This is a genomic window from Aeromonas sp. s8, from assembly GCF_040907785.1.
Lineage (GTDB): Bacteria > Pseudomonadota > Gammaproteobacteria > Enterobacterales > Aeromonadaceae > Aeromonas > Aeromonas veronii.
The window spans coordinates 255,182-270,762 of the sequence record NZ_JBFOCL010000040.1; the positions used below are offsets into that span (position 1 = coordinate 255,182).

General features: G+C 59.8%; 11 protein-coding genes. 5 read left to right on the forward strand and 6 right to left on the reverse strand.

Annotated elements, in window-relative coordinates:
- Window positions 1-214: 214 nt before the first annotated feature.
- Both yidZ and AB5Y86_RS13950 read right to left on the reverse strand, forming a co-directional pair.
- The gene (gene yidZ, locus AB5Y86_RS13945; RefSeq protein WP_139735835.1) at window positions 215-1,177 is read right to left on the reverse strand and encodes an HTH-type transcriptional regulator YidZ; all 963 of its coding nucleotides are present in this window, start codon (window positions 1,175-1,177) and stop codon (window positions 215-217) included.
- Window positions 1,178-1,195: 18 nt separating this feature from the next.
- Window positions 1,196-2,368: an MFS transporter gene (locus tag AB5Y86_RS13950; protein WP_368193085.1), complete on the reverse strand. Its 1,173-nt coding sequence runs from the start codon at window positions 2,366-2,368 to the stop codon at window positions 1,196-1,198.
- 365 nt (window positions 2,369-2,733) lie between these two features.
- Between AB5Y86_RS13950 and AB5Y86_RS13955 the strand changes: the two genes are divergently transcribed.
- The 3 genes from AB5Y86_RS13955 to AB5Y86_RS13965 are packed head-to-tail and all read left to right on the forward strand — an operon-like array spanning window position 2,734 to window position 6,651.
- Window positions 2,734-3,654 (forward strand): AAA family ATPase, encoded by a 921-nt coding sequence (locus tag AB5Y86_RS13955; protein WP_368193118.1) that lies wholly within the window; start codon window positions 2,734-2,736, stop codon window positions 3,652-3,654.
- Window positions 3,654-4,649 carry a DUF58 domain-containing protein gene (locus tag AB5Y86_RS13960; RefSeq protein WP_368193086.1) on the forward strand — a complete coding sequence of 332 codons (996 nt, stop codon included), beginning with the start codon at window positions 3,654-3,656 and terminating at the stop codon, window positions 4,647-4,649. The genes AB5Y86_RS13955 and AB5Y86_RS13960 overlap by 1 nt, the downstream gene beginning before the upstream one ends.
- Window positions 4,636-6,651: a transglutaminaseTgpA domain-containing protein gene (locus tag AB5Y86_RS13965; protein ID WP_368193087.1), complete on the forward strand. Its 2,016-nt coding sequence runs from the start codon at window positions 4,636-4,638 to the stop codon at window positions 6,649-6,651. The genes AB5Y86_RS13960 and AB5Y86_RS13965 overlap by 14 nt, the downstream gene beginning before the upstream one ends.
- 62 nt (window positions 6,652-6,713) lie before the next feature.
- Here AB5Y86_RS13965 and AB5Y86_RS13970 read toward each other — a convergent pair whose 3' ends face one another.
- Window positions 6,714-8,144, reverse strand: coding sequence for a sodium:alanine symporter family protein (locus AB5Y86_RS13970; protein ID WP_013724018.1), 1,431 nt, complete (start codon window positions 8,142-8,144; stop codon window positions 6,714-6,716).
- A 701-nt stretch (window positions 8,145-8,845) separates the two neighbouring features.
- Between AB5Y86_RS13970 and tal the strand changes: the two genes are divergently transcribed.
- Both tal and AB5Y86_RS13980 read left to right on the forward strand, forming a co-directional pair.
- Window positions 8,846-9,796 carry a transaldolase gene (gene tal / locus AB5Y86_RS13975; protein ID WP_368193088.1) on the forward strand — a complete coding sequence of 317 codons (951 nt, stop codon included), beginning with the start codon at window positions 8,846-8,848 and terminating at the stop codon, window positions 9,794-9,796.
- A 160-nt stretch (window positions 9,797-9,956) separates the two neighbouring features.
- Entirely contained in the window at window positions 9,957-10,139 is a 183-nt protein-coding gene (locus AB5Y86_RS13980) for a DUF3545 family protein (RefSeq protein ID WP_005338547.1), read from the forward strand.
- A gap of 286 nt (window positions 10,140-10,425) precedes the next feature.
- Here AB5Y86_RS13980 and accA read toward each other — a convergent pair whose 3' ends face one another.
- The 3 genes from accA to rnhB are packed head-to-tail and all read right to left on the reverse strand — an operon-like array spanning window position 10,426 to window position 15,500.
- On the reverse strand, window positions 10,426-11,376 hold the full coding sequence (gene accA, locus AB5Y86_RS13985; protein ID WP_005338549.1) for an acetyl-CoA carboxylase carboxyl transferase subunit alpha: 951 nt from the start codon (window positions 11,374-11,376) through the stop codon (window positions 10,426-10,428).
- Between the two features lie 15 nt (window positions 11,377-11,391).
- A complete protein-coding gene (gene dnaE, locus AB5Y86_RS13990; protein WP_368193089.1) occupies window positions 11,392-14,871 on the reverse strand; it encodes a DNA polymerase III subunit alpha in 3,480 nt (1,159 codons plus the stop codon).
- A gap of 38 nt (window positions 14,872-14,909) precedes the next feature.
- Entirely contained in the window at window positions 14,910-15,500 is a 591-nt protein-coding gene (gene rnhB / locus AB5Y86_RS13995; RefSeq protein WP_201994827.1) for a ribonuclease HII, read from the reverse strand.
- Window positions 15,501-15,581: the final 81 nt, after the last annotated feature.

Genomic DNA, 15,581 nt, shown 5'->3' on the forward strand with positions numbered 1-15,581 from the left:
TTCTAATGAAACCACATGAATTTTTTTCGTGAAAAGAGCTTCACTCGAGACGTGCAACCAAGGCTAATCTGTGCATAAAGAGTGTTGAATGGCATACAGTTTGAACCCGATCTCGGCACTTAAGTCGTGCCAAAGCCCACTCATCCGGGCGATGCGACAACAAAAAGCCGGAGCAGATGGCTCCGGCTGATCGATGGGCACCGTCACGGCCACATTAGCGTGGCGATTCATCGTTGTAGAGTCGCCGGATCTCGTTGCGCAGCCACATCACCTTGGCATCCTGATTGTGCCGCTTGTGCCACAGCAAGATGAAGGCGATCTCCAGCTGGGCGTAGAGCTTCTCGGGGAGCGGCAGCGGCATGGCGATCAGATTGCCGTGATGCCGACTGGCATAACCACCGCAGTAGGAAGGGGCCACCGCAATCAGTTCGTGGCTCGACTGGGAGGCAATATGCAGAGCCTGCTCGAAGCTGGAGACCATGATGGGCACCTCCCGCTTCAGCCCCTCGTCTTCCAGCAGACTGTCGAGAGCCCAGGTATCGTTCGCTTCCCACACCATGCTGATCTGGGGGCAGGCCAAAAAATTCTCCAGCGACCACTTCTGCTGGAGCAAGGGGTGATCCTTGCGCAGAAAAACCACCGGGCGATCGGTAAACAGCACCTCGTGATCGATGTAATAAGGCAACCGGTTGACCTTGGCCCGGGAGCGGCCATGAGTCTCGCGGGCGCAGAAGCCGAGATCCGCATCGCCATTGACGATGTCGTTGAGGGAATGGTGATCCCACCCCAGCATCCTGACCACCGAGTTGGGGTACTTCTGGTAGATGGTCATGGGCAGATCGCTCAGGAAGCTGATGTAGAAGGGGGACTCCATCACCAGCGTGAAGCGGGCACCATCGGGGATCGCCTCGCTATTGAGCGAAGTGATGCTGTCAGTGAGCTGGAACCAGACCTTCAGCTCCTCCTCCAGAGTCAGGGAGAGGTTGGTCGGCTGCAACCCCTGCCGCACCCGCACAAACAGGGGATCGTCAAACCACTCCCGCAATTTGGCCAGAGACTTGCTCACCGCCGACGGAGTGACACAGAGCTTTTTGGCCGCCCCTGCCACACTGCGCTCCTGCATCAGGTACTTGAACACCACCAGCAGGTTTAAATCGAGTTCACCCAGATTGCGCATATTCCCTCTCATCTTCCATCAGCCCTGCGACCGCGCTTCACGAAGCGCGAGCCATGGTAACAGCCCTTTGACAGCCAGGTAACTGAGCAATGCCAGCAGCAGGGCGCAGATCAGCATCTCGGACGGAGTAAAGCCAAGTTGACCAAGCAGCCAGATATAGAGGCCGGAGAGGCTGATCTGCATGATGCAGAGCACGGCGCTGGCAAAGGCCACATTATGCTGACAACCATCGAGCGCCTCCCCCATCGCCACCCCGAACCCACAGGAGAAACCGACACAGACCAGTGCAAATCCCGGCAGCAGCAGATGGATATCGCCCCCCGTCTGCCAGCTGCCGAACAGTGAGCACGCCGCCAGCAGATAGGAGAGATGAGACACCGCCAGCACTTTCTGTTTGCCCAACCAGCGCAACAGCAGGGGCGTCAGGAAGGAGGTGGACATACTCACGCCGGCCATCACCATCATCACGATGGAGTACTGCTCGGTAGTGAAGCCAAACTCCTTCATCAGGATCAGCGGCGAGACGCTGACATAGACCAGAATGGCGGTCACGCTGGCACTGGTCAGCAGGGAGAGCAGCATAAAGCGCGGGGAGCGCAGCAGGGCAAAGGGCAGCGCAGCGCCACTCCCCGGTTGCCGGGCCGGACGGGTCTCCTTGAGCAGAAGCAAGTTCACCAGACCGCTAACGGCCGCCACCAGCGCCATCGCCACGAAGATCCCGCGCCAATCAAAATGTGACAGGATGAGGTAACCGAGCACCGGCGCCAGCACCGGGATCACGCAGATGACCCCGTTGATCATCGAGAGCGCCATCGCCAGCCGCTCCTGACACAGCACGTCCCGCAGCACGGTAAAGGTCATGATATAGAGCGCCCCCGCCCCGACTCCCTGCCAGAAACGGCCGAAATAGAACTGGCTGATCCCCTCCGCACTGCCTGCCACCAGCGAGGCAAGGACAAAAATCAGCGCGCCTCCGAGCACCACCCAGCGCCGCCCGAAGCGATCGGCAATCATCCCGCCCAGCAGCACGGTGGCCGCCATGCCAAACAGATAGATGGAGAAGGCGGTGTGGATCTGCGCCTCGCTCGCCTGCAGGGTATCGGCAATCTGGGGCACGGCGACCAGATAGAGATCGATCCCGACCGGATAGAGGATGATCATCAGAAAAGTGCACAACAGGAATACAGGCATGGATGCTCCATAACTGATTGGCGTGCCGATGCCTGCCAGATCACAGCGACAAGCGAACAGTGGCGGGGCCAAGGTGGTGACAAAGGTAGCAACACAGTGCGTCGCAATGGGGGCAACTATATGGGTGCCCACCGCCCTTACCTAGTGAAGAGATAGCGATCGGTACATTCCAATCAGGAAATATCATATTAAGTTGCGTGCCTAAGCGGCCATATTGAATCGACCAGAGGCCGCAATAAACCGGGTCACCTCCCGCTCATAGCCATCCCTGCGCTGCACTTTACCGCCCGTCTGTTATCCGCCTTGGCCCTTACGGGCGTATAAGCTGTAGGGGCGACGCAATACAGGGAATGTGTATGAAGGGAATGAAGAGAGAAGAGCAGATTGCCGGGCTGCTGGCAGCACTGGAGCAAGTCATTCTGGGCAAGCCGCTGCAACTGAAAATCGCGCTGGTGACCCTGCTGGCGCGCGGTCATCTGCTGATCGAGGATCTGCCCGGCATGGGCAAAACCACCCTGGCCCACGCGCTGGCGCAGGTGCTGGGGCTGGCATGCAGGCGGATGCAGTTCACCGCCGATCTGCTCCCCGCCGACCTGCTGGGGCTGCAGATTTTTGACCCCCAGCAGCAAACATTTCGCTTTCACCCCGGCCCCATCTTCACACAGGTACTGCTGGCGGACGAGATCAACCGTGCCAGCCCCAAGGTGCAGAGCGCCCTGCTGGAGGCGATGGCCGAGGGCAAGGTGAGCATCGAGGGCCACACGCACCCACTCCCCGATCCGTTTTTCGTCATCGCCACCCAGAATCCGGCGGATCAGGCGGGCACCTATCCACTGCCGGAGTCCCAGCTCGACCGCTTCGCCGTGCGACTCTCGCTGGGTTTCCCACCGCGAGAGGCGGAGCGCCAGTTGCTGCGGGGCAACCAGCCGAGCGGCCCACTACCCGCCATGCTGGATGCTGCCGAGCTGACTGCCCTGCAAGCGGAAGGTGATGCTATCCATGTTTCCGATGCCACCCTCGACTACCTGCTGGCGCTGGTGCACCAGAGCCGCTTTGATGGGGATCTGCCACAGCCCCTCTCCCCCCGTGCAGCCCAGACCTTGCTGGCGGTGAGCCGGGCCTGGGCGCTGGTTGCGGGGCGGCGCTTCGTCACGGTGGAGGATGTGCAGGCAGTCTTCCCCTATGTGGCCGAGCATCGGCTGCGGGGCAGCTTTGGCGTGCAGCACGGCGAAGCCTGTCCCCTGAGCCAGCGGTTACTGGCCAGGGTCGATCCGGACAATCCCTGATGAGCAAATTGTTTGACCGTTGGCAGCAGTGGCGAGCCCGCTGGCAACGACGCTGGCTCGACCGTCGCATTCCCCCGGCCCGCCAGATCACGCTGGCTACCCGCAGCCTCTTTATTCTCCCTACCCACATGGGGCTGCTCTATCTGCTGGTGCTGCTCGCCATCTATCTGCTCGGCACCAATTACCAGAACAATCTGGTGCTGCTGGTGGCCTACTGCCTCGGCAGCCTGTTTATGGCCGCCATGTGGCTCACCCACCGCAATCTGCTGGGGCTGGAGCTGCTGGGTGGCCCGCTGGTGCTGGGGGAAGCGGGTAGCCAGCTGCCTATCCGTATCTTGGTGCAGAGCCCGCGCCCGGTGCAGGCACTCAGCTTTAGCCTCAACGAAGGCACCCTCTGGCTGGCACAGGCCGACGCTGTGCCCAGCTCAGTTATCCTGCCAGTATCGGGCTCGCACCGTGGGGCACTGCCCCTTGGTCGATTGCGGGTCGAGAGCCGCTACCCCCTCGGTCTGTTTCGCTGCTGGTCCCTGCTGGACTTGCAACTGGAGGGCTGGCTCTCTCCCAAACCGGTATTCGGCGCGTTAAGGGGGGAGCATGCGACCCAAAGCGAAGGGCTTCAGGGCCAGCCCGCTCCAGCCACTCTCGGTGACTTTGATACCCTGCGGACACATCAGGCCGGTGAGCCACTGAGCCGGGTCGCCTGGAAACAACTTGCCCAGGGGCGCGGCCTGCTGACCAAGCAGTTTCATGAACCGCAGCAGGATGACACTCACCTCACCTTGCAGCGGGTCGCGGGTGGGGATCTGGAGCAGCGGCTGGCGGTACTGGCCTGGTGGTGCGCCGATTACGGCAAGCGGGGCATCCCCTTTACCCTGATGCTGGCAAACCAGACGCTGGGGCCCGATAGCGGTGCCGCCTTTGTGCAGCGCTGCCTGCTGGCACTGGCCCAGTTCGATGCCCCACCACCGAAGAGCACGCCCGATGCTGCTAAATAACCGCCGCCTGCTGCCACTCATCGCCCTGCAACAGCTGCTGCTGGTCGCGGCGCTCTGGCCCCAGTTGCAGCTCTGGGTAGTGGCAGTGGGCGCCATCACCCTCGGCATCAGGGCCATGATGCTGTGGCGCGGCTGGCCGCCCCTGCCTGCCCGCTGGTTGGCGCTGCTGGCCATCACTACTGTGCTGTTGCTGGGACTACAGTGGCGTGGCTTGGGCACCCTGCCCGCCCTGATCAATCTGCTCTGGCTCGGCTATAGCCTCAAAATGATCGAGGTCCGGCGCGAGCGGGATATCGAGCAGGTGCTGCTGCTCGCCTTCTTTCTGATCGCGCTGACGCTGGTGCAGCGACAGAACATCGGCTGGACGGCCGGAATGACAGTAGCACTCTGGCTGGCAGTAACCGCGCTGGTGGCCGCCGTCGCCCCCGAAGAGAAACGGCCTTGGCACAGTGCGGGTGGTACCCTGCTGCTGGCGCTTCCACTGCTTATCACCCTGTTTTTGCTGCTGCCAAGGCTCCCGCCCCTCTGGCAGATGCCCACCACCAGCCGCGCCCTGTCGGGGCTCTCGGAAGAGCTGGCCCCCGGCGATATCAGCGAACTGGTCAACTCCTCCGAACTGGCGTTTCGGGCCACTTTTGCCGATGGCCCGCCCCCTGTCCGCGAGCGCTATTTTCCGGTGATGCGCCAAGAGGTTTTCGATGGCCAGCGCTGGCTGCTGAGCCCCGAGGTCAAAGCATGGCAGCAGACAGTGCCGGTGCAGACCGGGCTCACCCTTCTGGCATCCTCTTCACAGGCCAACACTCAACTGGCAGATAGTCCGTTACCCGCCGGGAGCTACGAGGTGATCGCCGAGCCCCAGCGCCACCGCTGGGCCTTTGCCCTAAGTGCCCCCCGCCTACTGGCGGGCCCGGTGCTGCTTACCCCTCTCGACACCCTCTATCGGCAGGGGAGCGGCGAGGTGGCGATCCGCTATCGCATTGGCAGTGGCGAAGCGCTGCCCGAGGATGACCACCAAGCTGCCCAGCGCAACCTGCAACTGCCAGCCGGAGGCAACCCGAGAGCGCGAGCTCACGGCCAAGGGCTGGCTGTGCGCTATCCAGAACGCGCAAAGCTGGTCGCCACCCTGCTCGCGCAGTTTCGCAGCCAATCCTATTACTACACCCTGACTCCGCCACGGCTTGGCAGTGACGGGGTGGATGAGTTCCTGTTCGATACCAAGCGCGGCTTTTGCGGCCACTACGCCATGGCGACCGCTTTCGTACTGCGCGCCGCCGGTATTCCGGCACGGCTGGTCACCGGTTATCTCGGCGGCGAGTGGAATCCCAGAGGCAACTATCTGGCGGTACACCAGTTCGATGCTCACGCCTGGGTAGAGTATCTCGATGAAGAGGGATCATGGCGGCGAATCGACCCCACTGCGGCAGTGGCACCGGAGCGTATTGAAGGCGGCGTGAGGGAGGCGCTGAGCGAGGAGTTTACCGCTGCCGACCCCCTCGCTTTGCAGCGTTATCGCAACTGGGCCCTGCTCAATCAACTGCGCTGGTGGGGCAACAATATCGACTACCAGTGGAGTCGCTGGGTGATTGGTTACGATGCGGGCCAGCTCTGGCAACAAATCGGCCTGCGCTGGCCTGCACTGGCGGGACACACTCCCTGGTTGATCCTCGCCAGCCTGATGCTGGTCGCCCTGCTGGTGAGCCTGCCCCTGCTGTTGCCCGCCCGCCTGCCGCCAGAGCGGCGTATCTGGCAGCCCCTGCTCAAACGGGGCAAACGCAGTGGCTACCCACCCCAGCCCGCCGAGAGCATGGGGGCATGGTGCGAGCGGCTGGCACGACTGCGTCCCGACCTTGCCCACTCCCTGCTAAAGAGTGCGTGGCTCTATCGACTCTGGCGTTATGCCCCCCTCAGCGAACGGCAACAAGGGCGCTGCTGGCGCCAGTTGCGACGGCGTGTCAGACAGCTCGCCCAGCGCTGGGATCAACAGCCAACGAGTGCGCCATAAAAGAAGGGGGAGCCACCGGCTCCCCCTTCAGGTTTTAATCAAGAGGTTTGATTCACCGCTTGTTACTTTTTGGTCGGATTGTCCCAGATCCCCTCTTCCAGCTGGGAGCGGATCTCGGGGTATTTGTTGGCATCGAAGGTGGGCACCTTGCCCAGCCGGAGCTGGTCGTTGTAATCCTTCGCCAGCTTGATGGCAACGCTGGAGAGCAGCAGGATCGCCACCAGGTTGACGATGGCCATCAGCCCCATGGAGACATCCGCCATCGCCCACACGATCGGCAACTCACCCACGGCACCGAACATCACCATCCCCAGCACGAACACCCGGAACAGCATCAGGCCACCCTTGTGGTTGTGCTCGAGGAACACCAGATTGGTCTCGGCATAGGAGTAGTTCGCCACGATAGAGGTGAAGGCGAAGAAGAAGATGGCCGCCGCAATGAAGATGTTGCCACCGCTGCCAATCTGGGAGGAGAGCGCCCGCTGGGTCAGCTCGACACCGGTCACGCCGGAGCCCGGCTCAAACTGACCGGACATCAGGATGATGGCGGCGGTACAGCTGCAGATGACGATGGTGTCCATAAAGACCCCCAGCATCTGCACATAACCCTGAGAGGCCGGGTGCGGCGGATAGGGAGTGGCAGTCGCCGCGGCGTTGGGCGCAGAGCCCATCCCTGCTTCGTTGGAGAAGAGACCGCGCTTGATACCGTTGATCATCGCCTGGGAGATGGCATAACCGAGCGCACCCGAGCCTGCCTGCTCAATCCCGAAGGCGGACTTGATGATCAGCATGAAGACATGGGGCAACTCGGTGATGTTCATCGCTACAATGACCAGCGCCAGCAGAATGTAGGCCAGCGCCATAAAGGGCACCACCAGCTCGGCAAAACGGGCAATGCCACGAATGCCGCCGAAGATAATCAGGCCGGAGAGCGCCACAAGCGCCAGACCGCTGACCCAGTCAGGAATGCCAAACGCCACCTTCATCGCCAGACTGATGGAGTTGGCCTGCACCGCGTTGAACACCAGACCAAATGCCAGGATCAGGCAGAGCGAGAAGACCACCCCCATCCAGCGCATGCCAAGGCCTTTCTCCATGTAGTAGGCCGGGCCACCACGGTAGTTGCCATCCTCATCCTTGACCTTGTAGAGCTGGGCCAGAGTGCTTTCAACGAAGGCGGTCGCCATGCCGATAAAGGCAATCAGCCACATCCAGAAGATGGCGCCGGGGCCACCCAGATAGATGGCGACAGCCACACCGGCCAGGTTGCCGGTGCCGACACGGGCGGCAAGGCTGGTACAGAGGGCCTGGAAGGAGGAGATGCCTGCGTTGTCCGATTTACGGCTGTTTTTCAGCACGGAAAACATGTGGCCAAAGTGACGGATCTGGATAAAACCCAGGCGGAAGGTGAAAAAGATACCGACCCCGATGAGCAGGTAGATGAGCACGGCTCCCCACATCAGGTCGTTTAGCATCGCAATCAAGGTGTCCATAATTCTCTCGTTGTTATTCACATCCATGGCCAGTCTGCGCTGACCGTTTTCTGTCTGTCGTTTAATTAGCGTTTCGCTAAAGGGGCGGAATCTAGCACAGCGGGAGAGCCCGGAATAGTGATCCCGGTCACGCGAGACACAAAAAACGAACGGTAAAAGCCCATAAAGCTCCATTTAAATCGCAAACTTTCAACAAACTCAATAATTCAATCAGACAGGCCACCATTAAGCCCCATAAGAGAACCATTTTGATATATCCCTGATGAGCTATCCGAAAACGCAAACGCTTGCATGAAATGGCTTTCAAACGGCGATATTTCGCCAAACGTTTTCGCTGTAATTAAATTTCAAGTACGTAGCGAGATAATTTATGTGATCGACGACACAAATATGGATATTGGCTAAAAAAGTTCAACTGAAAGCAAACCGGAGCGAGGTCGGGAGGAAATGTAAAAAACCTTAATAATCATATAGTTTCAAGCCATAAAACGGGATAACTCAACAGCCTGAATGTTTAACAACCAAGCGCCCCTATTGCAGGATGCAGCACATCAGTATTAATTAGGCAGGCAATGACGATGGGCCGCCCCCATCGCGCTTTTCTGAGCCTGAGGCACCAAGATCCTGTAATTTTATTTCAGAACCACCGTCTCAAGCCCGCAACCCAGGGATTACTCCCTCATTAAGAGATGATATTCGCTATGGCCGATAAATTAACCCAGCTGAAAGCCCTGACCACTGTTGTTGCCGACACCGGTGATATCGAAGCCATCAAACGCTATCAGCCCATCGATGCCACCACCAACCCCTCTCTGGTTCTGAAGGCCTCCGAGATCCCCGAGTACGCTCCGCTGATCGAAGACGCCATCAGCTGGGCCAAAGCCCAGAGCCAGGACAAGGCACAGCAAATCATCGACGCGGGCGACAAGCTGGCCGTCAACATCGGTCTGGAAGTGCTGAAGATCGTTCCGGGCCGTATCTCTACCGAAGTGGATGCCCGTCTCTCCTTCGATACCGAAGCCAGCATCGCCAAGGCCCGCAAACTGATCCGTCTCTACAACGAAGCCGGCATCAGCAACGACCGCATTCTGATCAAGCTGGCCTCCACCTGGGAAGGGATCCGTGCCGCCGAGGTACTGGAGAAAGAGGGTATCCAGTGCAACCTGACCCTGCTGTTCTCCTTCGCCCAGGCCCGTGCCTGTGCCGAAGCCGGTGCCTTCCTGATCTCCCCGTTCGTGGGTCGTATCCTCGACTGGTACAAGGCCAAAAATGGCCGTGATTACACCGCCAGCGAAGATCCGGGCGTGGTCTCCGTCACCTCCATCTACAACTACTACAAGCAGCACGACTACCCGACCGTCGTGATGGGCGCCAGCTTCCGCAATACCGGCGAGATCCTGGAACTGGCCGGTTGCGACCGCCTGACCATTGGCCCGGCCCTGCTGGAAGAGCTGAGCAAGACCGAAGGCGCCGTGGTACGCAAACTGGACTACACCGGTGAACGCAAGGCCAAACCGACTCCGATGACCGAAACCGAATTCCGCTGGGAACTGAACCAGGACGCCATGGCTCATGAGAAGCTGGGCGAAGGCATCCGCATGTTTGCCATCGACCAGGGCAAGCTGGAAACCATGCTGGCAAGCCGCCTGTAATCAGTTCTTTTTTCTGATAAAAACCGGGCCCCTACCAAGGGGCCCGGTTTTTTTTCATGGGCTTTTTTAGCGCTGTCATAGAGTCGTCACGAAAACGTTTTAATTTCAGATTCGTTATGTTATACGGGTGGTGAAAACGATAAAAACCAAGGAGGGAGCCATGGAAATGTTCAACTTCGATTATGACGAGGTGGTTGAACTCGGTTCGCGTAGCCGCGGGACAACGGGAAAAAAACGTAAATGGCGTGAAATCGAGGCGTTGAAAGACAAACATCGCCTGCAGAAGGAGCTGCAATCCATCGATATCGCCTATGAAGGTCTTACAGACGAGATTGAACTGTAATACCGCCGGACACTTGTAAAAGCGCTCCGCATAGTCGGGGCGCTTTTTTATGCCGCAAGCGGATGATCACGTGACTTGTCATGCCATCGCCAGCGATGCCAAAGGATGCTGCAGGCTACTGACAGCCATCACCAACGGCATGGCATACCAACCATGCACCTCACTCACGAAGACTGAACTGCGCCGTTTCAGGGCGCGTTGGGGCAATCACCGCAAGACAGGTCTTCAGCAATAAAAAGCCCCCGTCAATGACGGGGGCCTGAATACTCGGGATTGACGGCTGCGCTTAGCAGTAGCCGTAGCCCAGCAGACGCTGGTAGCGCTGCTCCAGCAGTTGCTCGGTATCGAGCGGACGCAGTGCGTCCAGATCCTGCTTGATGCGGGCCTTGAGGTTTTTGGCCATCTTCTCCACATCGCGGTGGGCACCACCGAGAGGCTCGTCGATCACGTGGTCTATCAGCTTGAGCTCTTTCAGACGCTGGGCAGTGATCCCCATCGCTTCGGCAGCCACAGAGGCCTTGTCGGCACTCTTCCACAGGATGGAGGCACACCCTTCCGGCGAGATGACGGAGTAGGTGGAGTACTGCAGCATGTTGACGCGGTCACCCACGCCGATTGCCAGAGCACCACCGGAGCCACCCTCACCGATCACGGTGCAGACCACCGGCACGGTCAGACCGGCCATCACTTTCAGGTTGCGGGCAATCGCTTCGGACTGGCCACGCTCTTCGGCACCGACGCCGGGGTAAGCACCCGGGGTGTCGATAAAGGTGATGATCGGCATCTTGAAGCGCTCGGCCATCTCCATCAGACGCAGGGCCTTGCGGTACCCTTCCGGACGCGGCATACCGAAGTTGCGCTTGATCTTCTCCTTGGTCTCACGACCCTTCTGGTGACCAATCACCATCACAGGCTCACCGTCGAGACGGGCGATGCCGCCGACAATAGCCTTGTCATCGGCATAGGCGCGATCGCCAGCCAACTCGTCGAAATCGGTGAAGATATGCTCGATATAGTCAAAGGTGTAGGGGCGCTGGGGATGACGCGCCATCTGGGATACCTGCCAGGCACCCAGATCACCGAAGATCTTCTTGGTCAGCTCTTCGTTTTTCTTCTCCAGCCGGCGGATCTCGTCTTTCAGATCCACGGCGTGATTGCCTTCACTCACATGTTTGAGCTCATCAATCTGCGCCTGCAACTCGGCAATCGGCTGTTCAAAATCCAGAAAAAGACTCATAGGGCCTTAGAACCTCTAATCAAAAACCAATTCAACCCGCTCTCGTCCAAGCAGGACTCGCAAGTCATCTATCAGTTGATCGGTGGGCGTCACTCGCCACTCGGTACCGAGCGTCAATCGCACCCGGGAGCCCGGGCGACGATAGTTTACCTGAACCGGACAGACTCCGGCACGGGCGGGCTCCAAAATCTCGCACAAACGCGGGAAAAAGCGATCATCAATCCGCTGTTCATCGAGGGAGATGCGGATTGCTCTGGCAAAACGCTCCCTCGCATCGTTGATATCCAGTAATTCTCGAGCCGACATTTTAAGGCCACCGGAGAAGTCATCAAAGCTGACCTGTCCAGAAACCACCAAAATGCGGTCTTTTTGCATCAATTCTTCATATTTTTCCAGCGCTTCACTGAACAGGGTCACATCGAGGCGACCGGAACGGTCGTCCAGGGTGAAGATCCCCATCTTGTTGCCACGCTTGGTCACCATGCTGCGGGCCGCAATCACCAGCCCCGCCGCCGTGGTTACGGTATCGCGTGAAGTGGGATGCAGATCGCACAGGCGACCCGAGGTATAACGACGCAATTCGCTGCTGTACTGGTTGATGGGGTGACCGGTGAGATAGAGCCCGAGGGTCTCGCGCTCCCCTTCCAGCCACACCTTGTCAGGCCAGTGCGGCACGTTGGCAAATGCCTTCTTGACGTCGTCAATCTCTTCGGTGAGCACGCCGAACATGTCGACCTGCCCCACCGCCTGCGCCTTGGCGTGCTGCTCGGCGGCACGCATCGCCTCCTCCAGCGTTGCCATCAGGGCGGCGCGGTGGGGGCCGAGCCGATCCATGGCGCCGGAGAGGATCAGCTTCTCCATCACCCGCTTGTTGAGCTTCTTGATGTCGACCCGGTTGCAGAAGTCGAACAGATCGCGGAACGGGCCGTCCTGATCCCGGGCGCTGAGGATAGCGTCGATAGGGCCTTCCCCCACCCCTTTCACCGCCCCGATGCCGTAGACGATATGACCGTCTTCGTTGACGCTGAAGCGATAGCGGCCGGTGTTCACATCCGGTGGGATCACGGTGAGCCCCATCCGCTGACACTCGTCCACCAGGGTCACGATCTTGTCGGTGTTGTCCATATCGGCGGTCATCACCGCCGCCATAAACTCGGCCGGGAAGTGGGTCTTGAGCCAGAGGGTCTGGTAGGAGACCAGCGCGTAGGCGGCGGAGTGGGATTTGTTGAAGCCGTAGCCGGCAAACTTCTCCACCAGATCGAAGATCTTCATCGCCAGCTCGCCGTCGACGCCATTCTTGACGGCACCCTCCTCGAAACCGGCCCGCTGCTTGGCCATCTCCTCGGGCTTTTTCTTACCCATCGCCCGGCGCAGCATGTCCGCGCCACCCAGGGTATAACCCGCCAGGGTCTGGGCAATCTGCATCACCTGCTCCTGATAGAGGATGATGCCGTAGGTCGGTTCCAGAATCGGTTTCAGGCTCTCGTGCTGCCACTTCTCATCCGGATAGGAGATCGCTTCATTACCGTGTTTGCGGTCGATGAAGTTATCCACCATGCCTGACTGGAGCGGGCCCGGACGGAACAGGGCCACCAATGCGATCATGTCTTCGAAGCAGTCGGGGCGCAGCCGCTTGATGAGATCCTTCATGCCGCGGGATTCGAGCTGGAATACCGCCGTGGTCTCGTAGCGCTGCAGCAGGTCGAACGACTTCTTGTCATCGATGGGGATGGCGGCGATATCGACCGGCGGCTTGCCCTCTTTGGCAAGACGCGGGTTTATCATACCGAGCGCCCAGTCGATGATGGTGAGAGTGCGCAGACCCAGGAAGTCGAACTTCACCAGACCGGCGTATTCCACATCGTTCTTGTCGAACTGGGTGACCGGGTGATGGCCTTCGTCATCGCAGTAGAGCGGTGCAAAGTCGGTGATCTTGGTGGGTGCGATCACCACGCCACCGGCGTGTTTACCGGCGTTGCGCACCACTCCTTCGAGACGGCGAGCCATGTCGATGAGGTCTTTGACCTCCTCATCCTGCTCGTAAAGCTCGGGCAGCTTGGGCTCGGCCTCGAATGCCTTGGCAAGCGTCATGCCCGGATCCGGCGGAATAAGCTTGGAGATACGATCGACAAAGCCGTAAGCGTGGCCCAGCACCCGGCCCACGTCCCGCACCACCGCCTTGGCCGCCATGCTACCGAAGGTGATGATCTGGGAGACCGCATCCCGACCATACATGTCGGAGACGTGCTCGATCACCTCGTCGCGTCGGTCCATGCAGAAGTCGACGTCGAAGTCGGGCATGGATACCCGCTCGGGGTTCAGGAAACGTTCGAACAGCAGGTCAAATTCCAGCGGGTCGAGGTCGGTGATCTTGAGGGCGTAGGCCACCAGGGAGCCTGCACCCGAGCCCCGGCCCGGACCAACGGGGATGCCGTTGTCCTTGGACCACTGGATAAACTCCATCACGATGAGGAAGTAACCCGGGAAGCCCATCTGGTTGATCACTTTCAGCTCGATGTCGAGACGCTCGTCATACTCGGGACGTCGCTCGGCACGCACTTGCGGATCCGGGAACAGGAACTCGAGACGCTCCTCCAGACCCTCTTTCGATTTGGCCACCAGAAAATCTTCTGTGGTCATGTCGCCGGTCGGGAAGTTGGGCAGGAAGTACTCGCCGAGACGCACCGTCACGTTGCAGCGCTTGGCGATCTCCACCGTGTTTTCCAGCGCTTCGGGAATGTCGGCAAACAGCTCCGCCATCTCCTCCTGACTACGCAGGTACTGCTGGGGGCTGTAGCGACGGGGACGGCGTTTGTCCATCAGGGTATAGCCATCGTGGATGGCAACCCGGATCTCGTGGGCGTCGAAGTCATCGGCGTTGAGGAACACCACCTCGTTGGTGGCGACCACAGGCAGCTCGAACTCGGTGGCGATGGCCACCGCCATGTGCAGGTAGACCTCTTCGTCGGGTCGACCGGTACGCAGCAGTTCGAGGTAGTAGGCATCGGGGAAGTGGGTCTGATAGAAGGCGACGCACTGCTCGGTCATCTGCCGGTTGCCCTTGAGCAAGAACTTGCCCACATCCCCCTCGCGGCCGCCGGAGAGAACGATCACCCCCTTGGAGTGTTCGGCGAGCCAGCTCTTGTCGATGACCGGCCGCCCCTGCACATGGCCGCGCTGATAGCCGCGAGAGATAAGCAGGGTGATGTTCTGGTAGCCGTCGTTATCCATGGCTAGCAGGGTGAGACGGAACTGCTCGTCGCCGAGCTCATCGCTCTGCACCCAGAAGTCGGCACCGACGATGGGCTTGATCCCCTTACTGTGGGCCGCGCCATAGAAGCGCACCAGACCGCACATGTTCATCTGATCGGTCAGCGCCAGCGCCGGCATGTTGTTGGCTGCAGCCGCCCCGACGATGGGGTTGATCTTCTGCAGGCCATCGACCATGGAGAAGTCGGAGTGGACTCGCAGGTGGATAAAACGGGGGTCAGCCATCGTCATCTCCTCTCGCTGCTCAAACTAAATGGCATGGTCTACTCGATCCCCAGTGCGCGGCGCACCGGTTTGAAGCTTTTGCGATATTCGGGCAACGGGCCACGCTCGGCCAGAATGGCGAGGTGCTCAGCAGTCGGATAACCCTTGTGACGGGCAAAACCATATTCGGGATGACGGCTGTCCAACTCGGTCATCTCCGCATCGCGGGTCACCTTGGCGAGGATCGAGGCGGCGCTGATGGCGGCCACCAGGCTATCGCCCTTGACCACGGCGCGCGCTTCCATCGGCAATGCCGGGCAGCGGTTGCCATCGATAAAGACCAGCTCGGGCGTCACCTTCAGTCCCGCCACGGCTCGCTGCATCGCCAGCATGGTGGCATGCAGGATGTTGAGCCCGTCGATCTCCTCTGGAGTGGCGCGACCGATGGCCCAGGCGAGCGCCTTCTCTTTGATCTCGTCAAACAGCGCCAGCCGCTTCTTCTCGGAGAGCTTCTTGGAGTCGTTGAGCCCCGCGATCGGATTGGCGGGATCGAGAATGACCGCAGCGGTGACCACGTCACCCACCAGCGGGCCACGGCCCACTTCGTCCACACCGGCAACCAGCTTGTCGTCAGGAATATCGATCATCATCTTGTAGCCTTGAATCAAAACAGGCCCCGTGGGGCCTGACAGGGGTCGACTGACGCGGCATCACCGCTCGGAAAACGGATT

Bases quoted from the DNA above. Each gene is read 5' to 3' on its own strand.
- yidZ (WP_139735835.1), bottom strand. From the start codon at position 1,177: ATGCGCAATCTGGGTGAACTCGATTTAAACCTGCTGGTGGTGTTCAAG.
- AB5Y86_RS13955 (WP_368193118.1), top strand. From the start codon at position 2,734: ATGAAGAGAGAAGAGCAGATTGCCGGGCTGCTGGCAGCACTGGAGCAA.
- accA (WP_005338549.1), bottom strand. From the start codon at position 11,376: ATGAGTCTTTTTCTGGATTTTGAACAGCCGATTGCCGAGTTGCAGGCG.
- dnaE (WP_368193089.1), bottom strand. From the start codon at position 14,871: ATGGCTGACCCCCGTTTTATCCACCTGCGAGTCCACTCCGACTTCTCC.
- AB5Y86_RS13960 (WP_368193086.1), top strand. From the start codon at position 3,654: ATGAGCAAATTGTTTGACCGTTGGCAGCAGTGGCGAGCCCGCTGGCAA.
- rnhB (WP_201994827.1), bottom strand. From the start codon at position 15,500: ATGATGATCGATATTCCTGACGACAAGCTGGTTGCCGGTGTGGACGAA.
- AB5Y86_RS13970 (WP_013724018.1), bottom strand. From the start codon at position 8,144: ATGGACACCTTGATTGCGATGCTAAACGACCTGATGTGGGGAGCCGTG.
- AB5Y86_RS13980 (WP_005338547.1), top strand. From the start codon at position 9,957: ATGGAAATGTTCAACTTCGATTATGACGAGGTGGTTGAACTCGGTTCG.
- tal (WP_368193088.1), top strand. From the start codon at position 8,846: ATGGCCGATAAATTAACCCAGCTGAAAGCCCTGACCACTGTTGTTGCC.
- AB5Y86_RS13965 (WP_368193087.1), top strand. From the start codon at position 4,636: ATGCTGCTAAATAACCGCCGCCTGCTGCCACTCATCGCCCTGCAACAG.
- AB5Y86_RS13950 (WP_368193085.1), bottom strand. From the start codon at position 2,368: ATGCCTGTATTCCTGTTGTGCACTTTTCTGATGATCATCCTCTATCCG.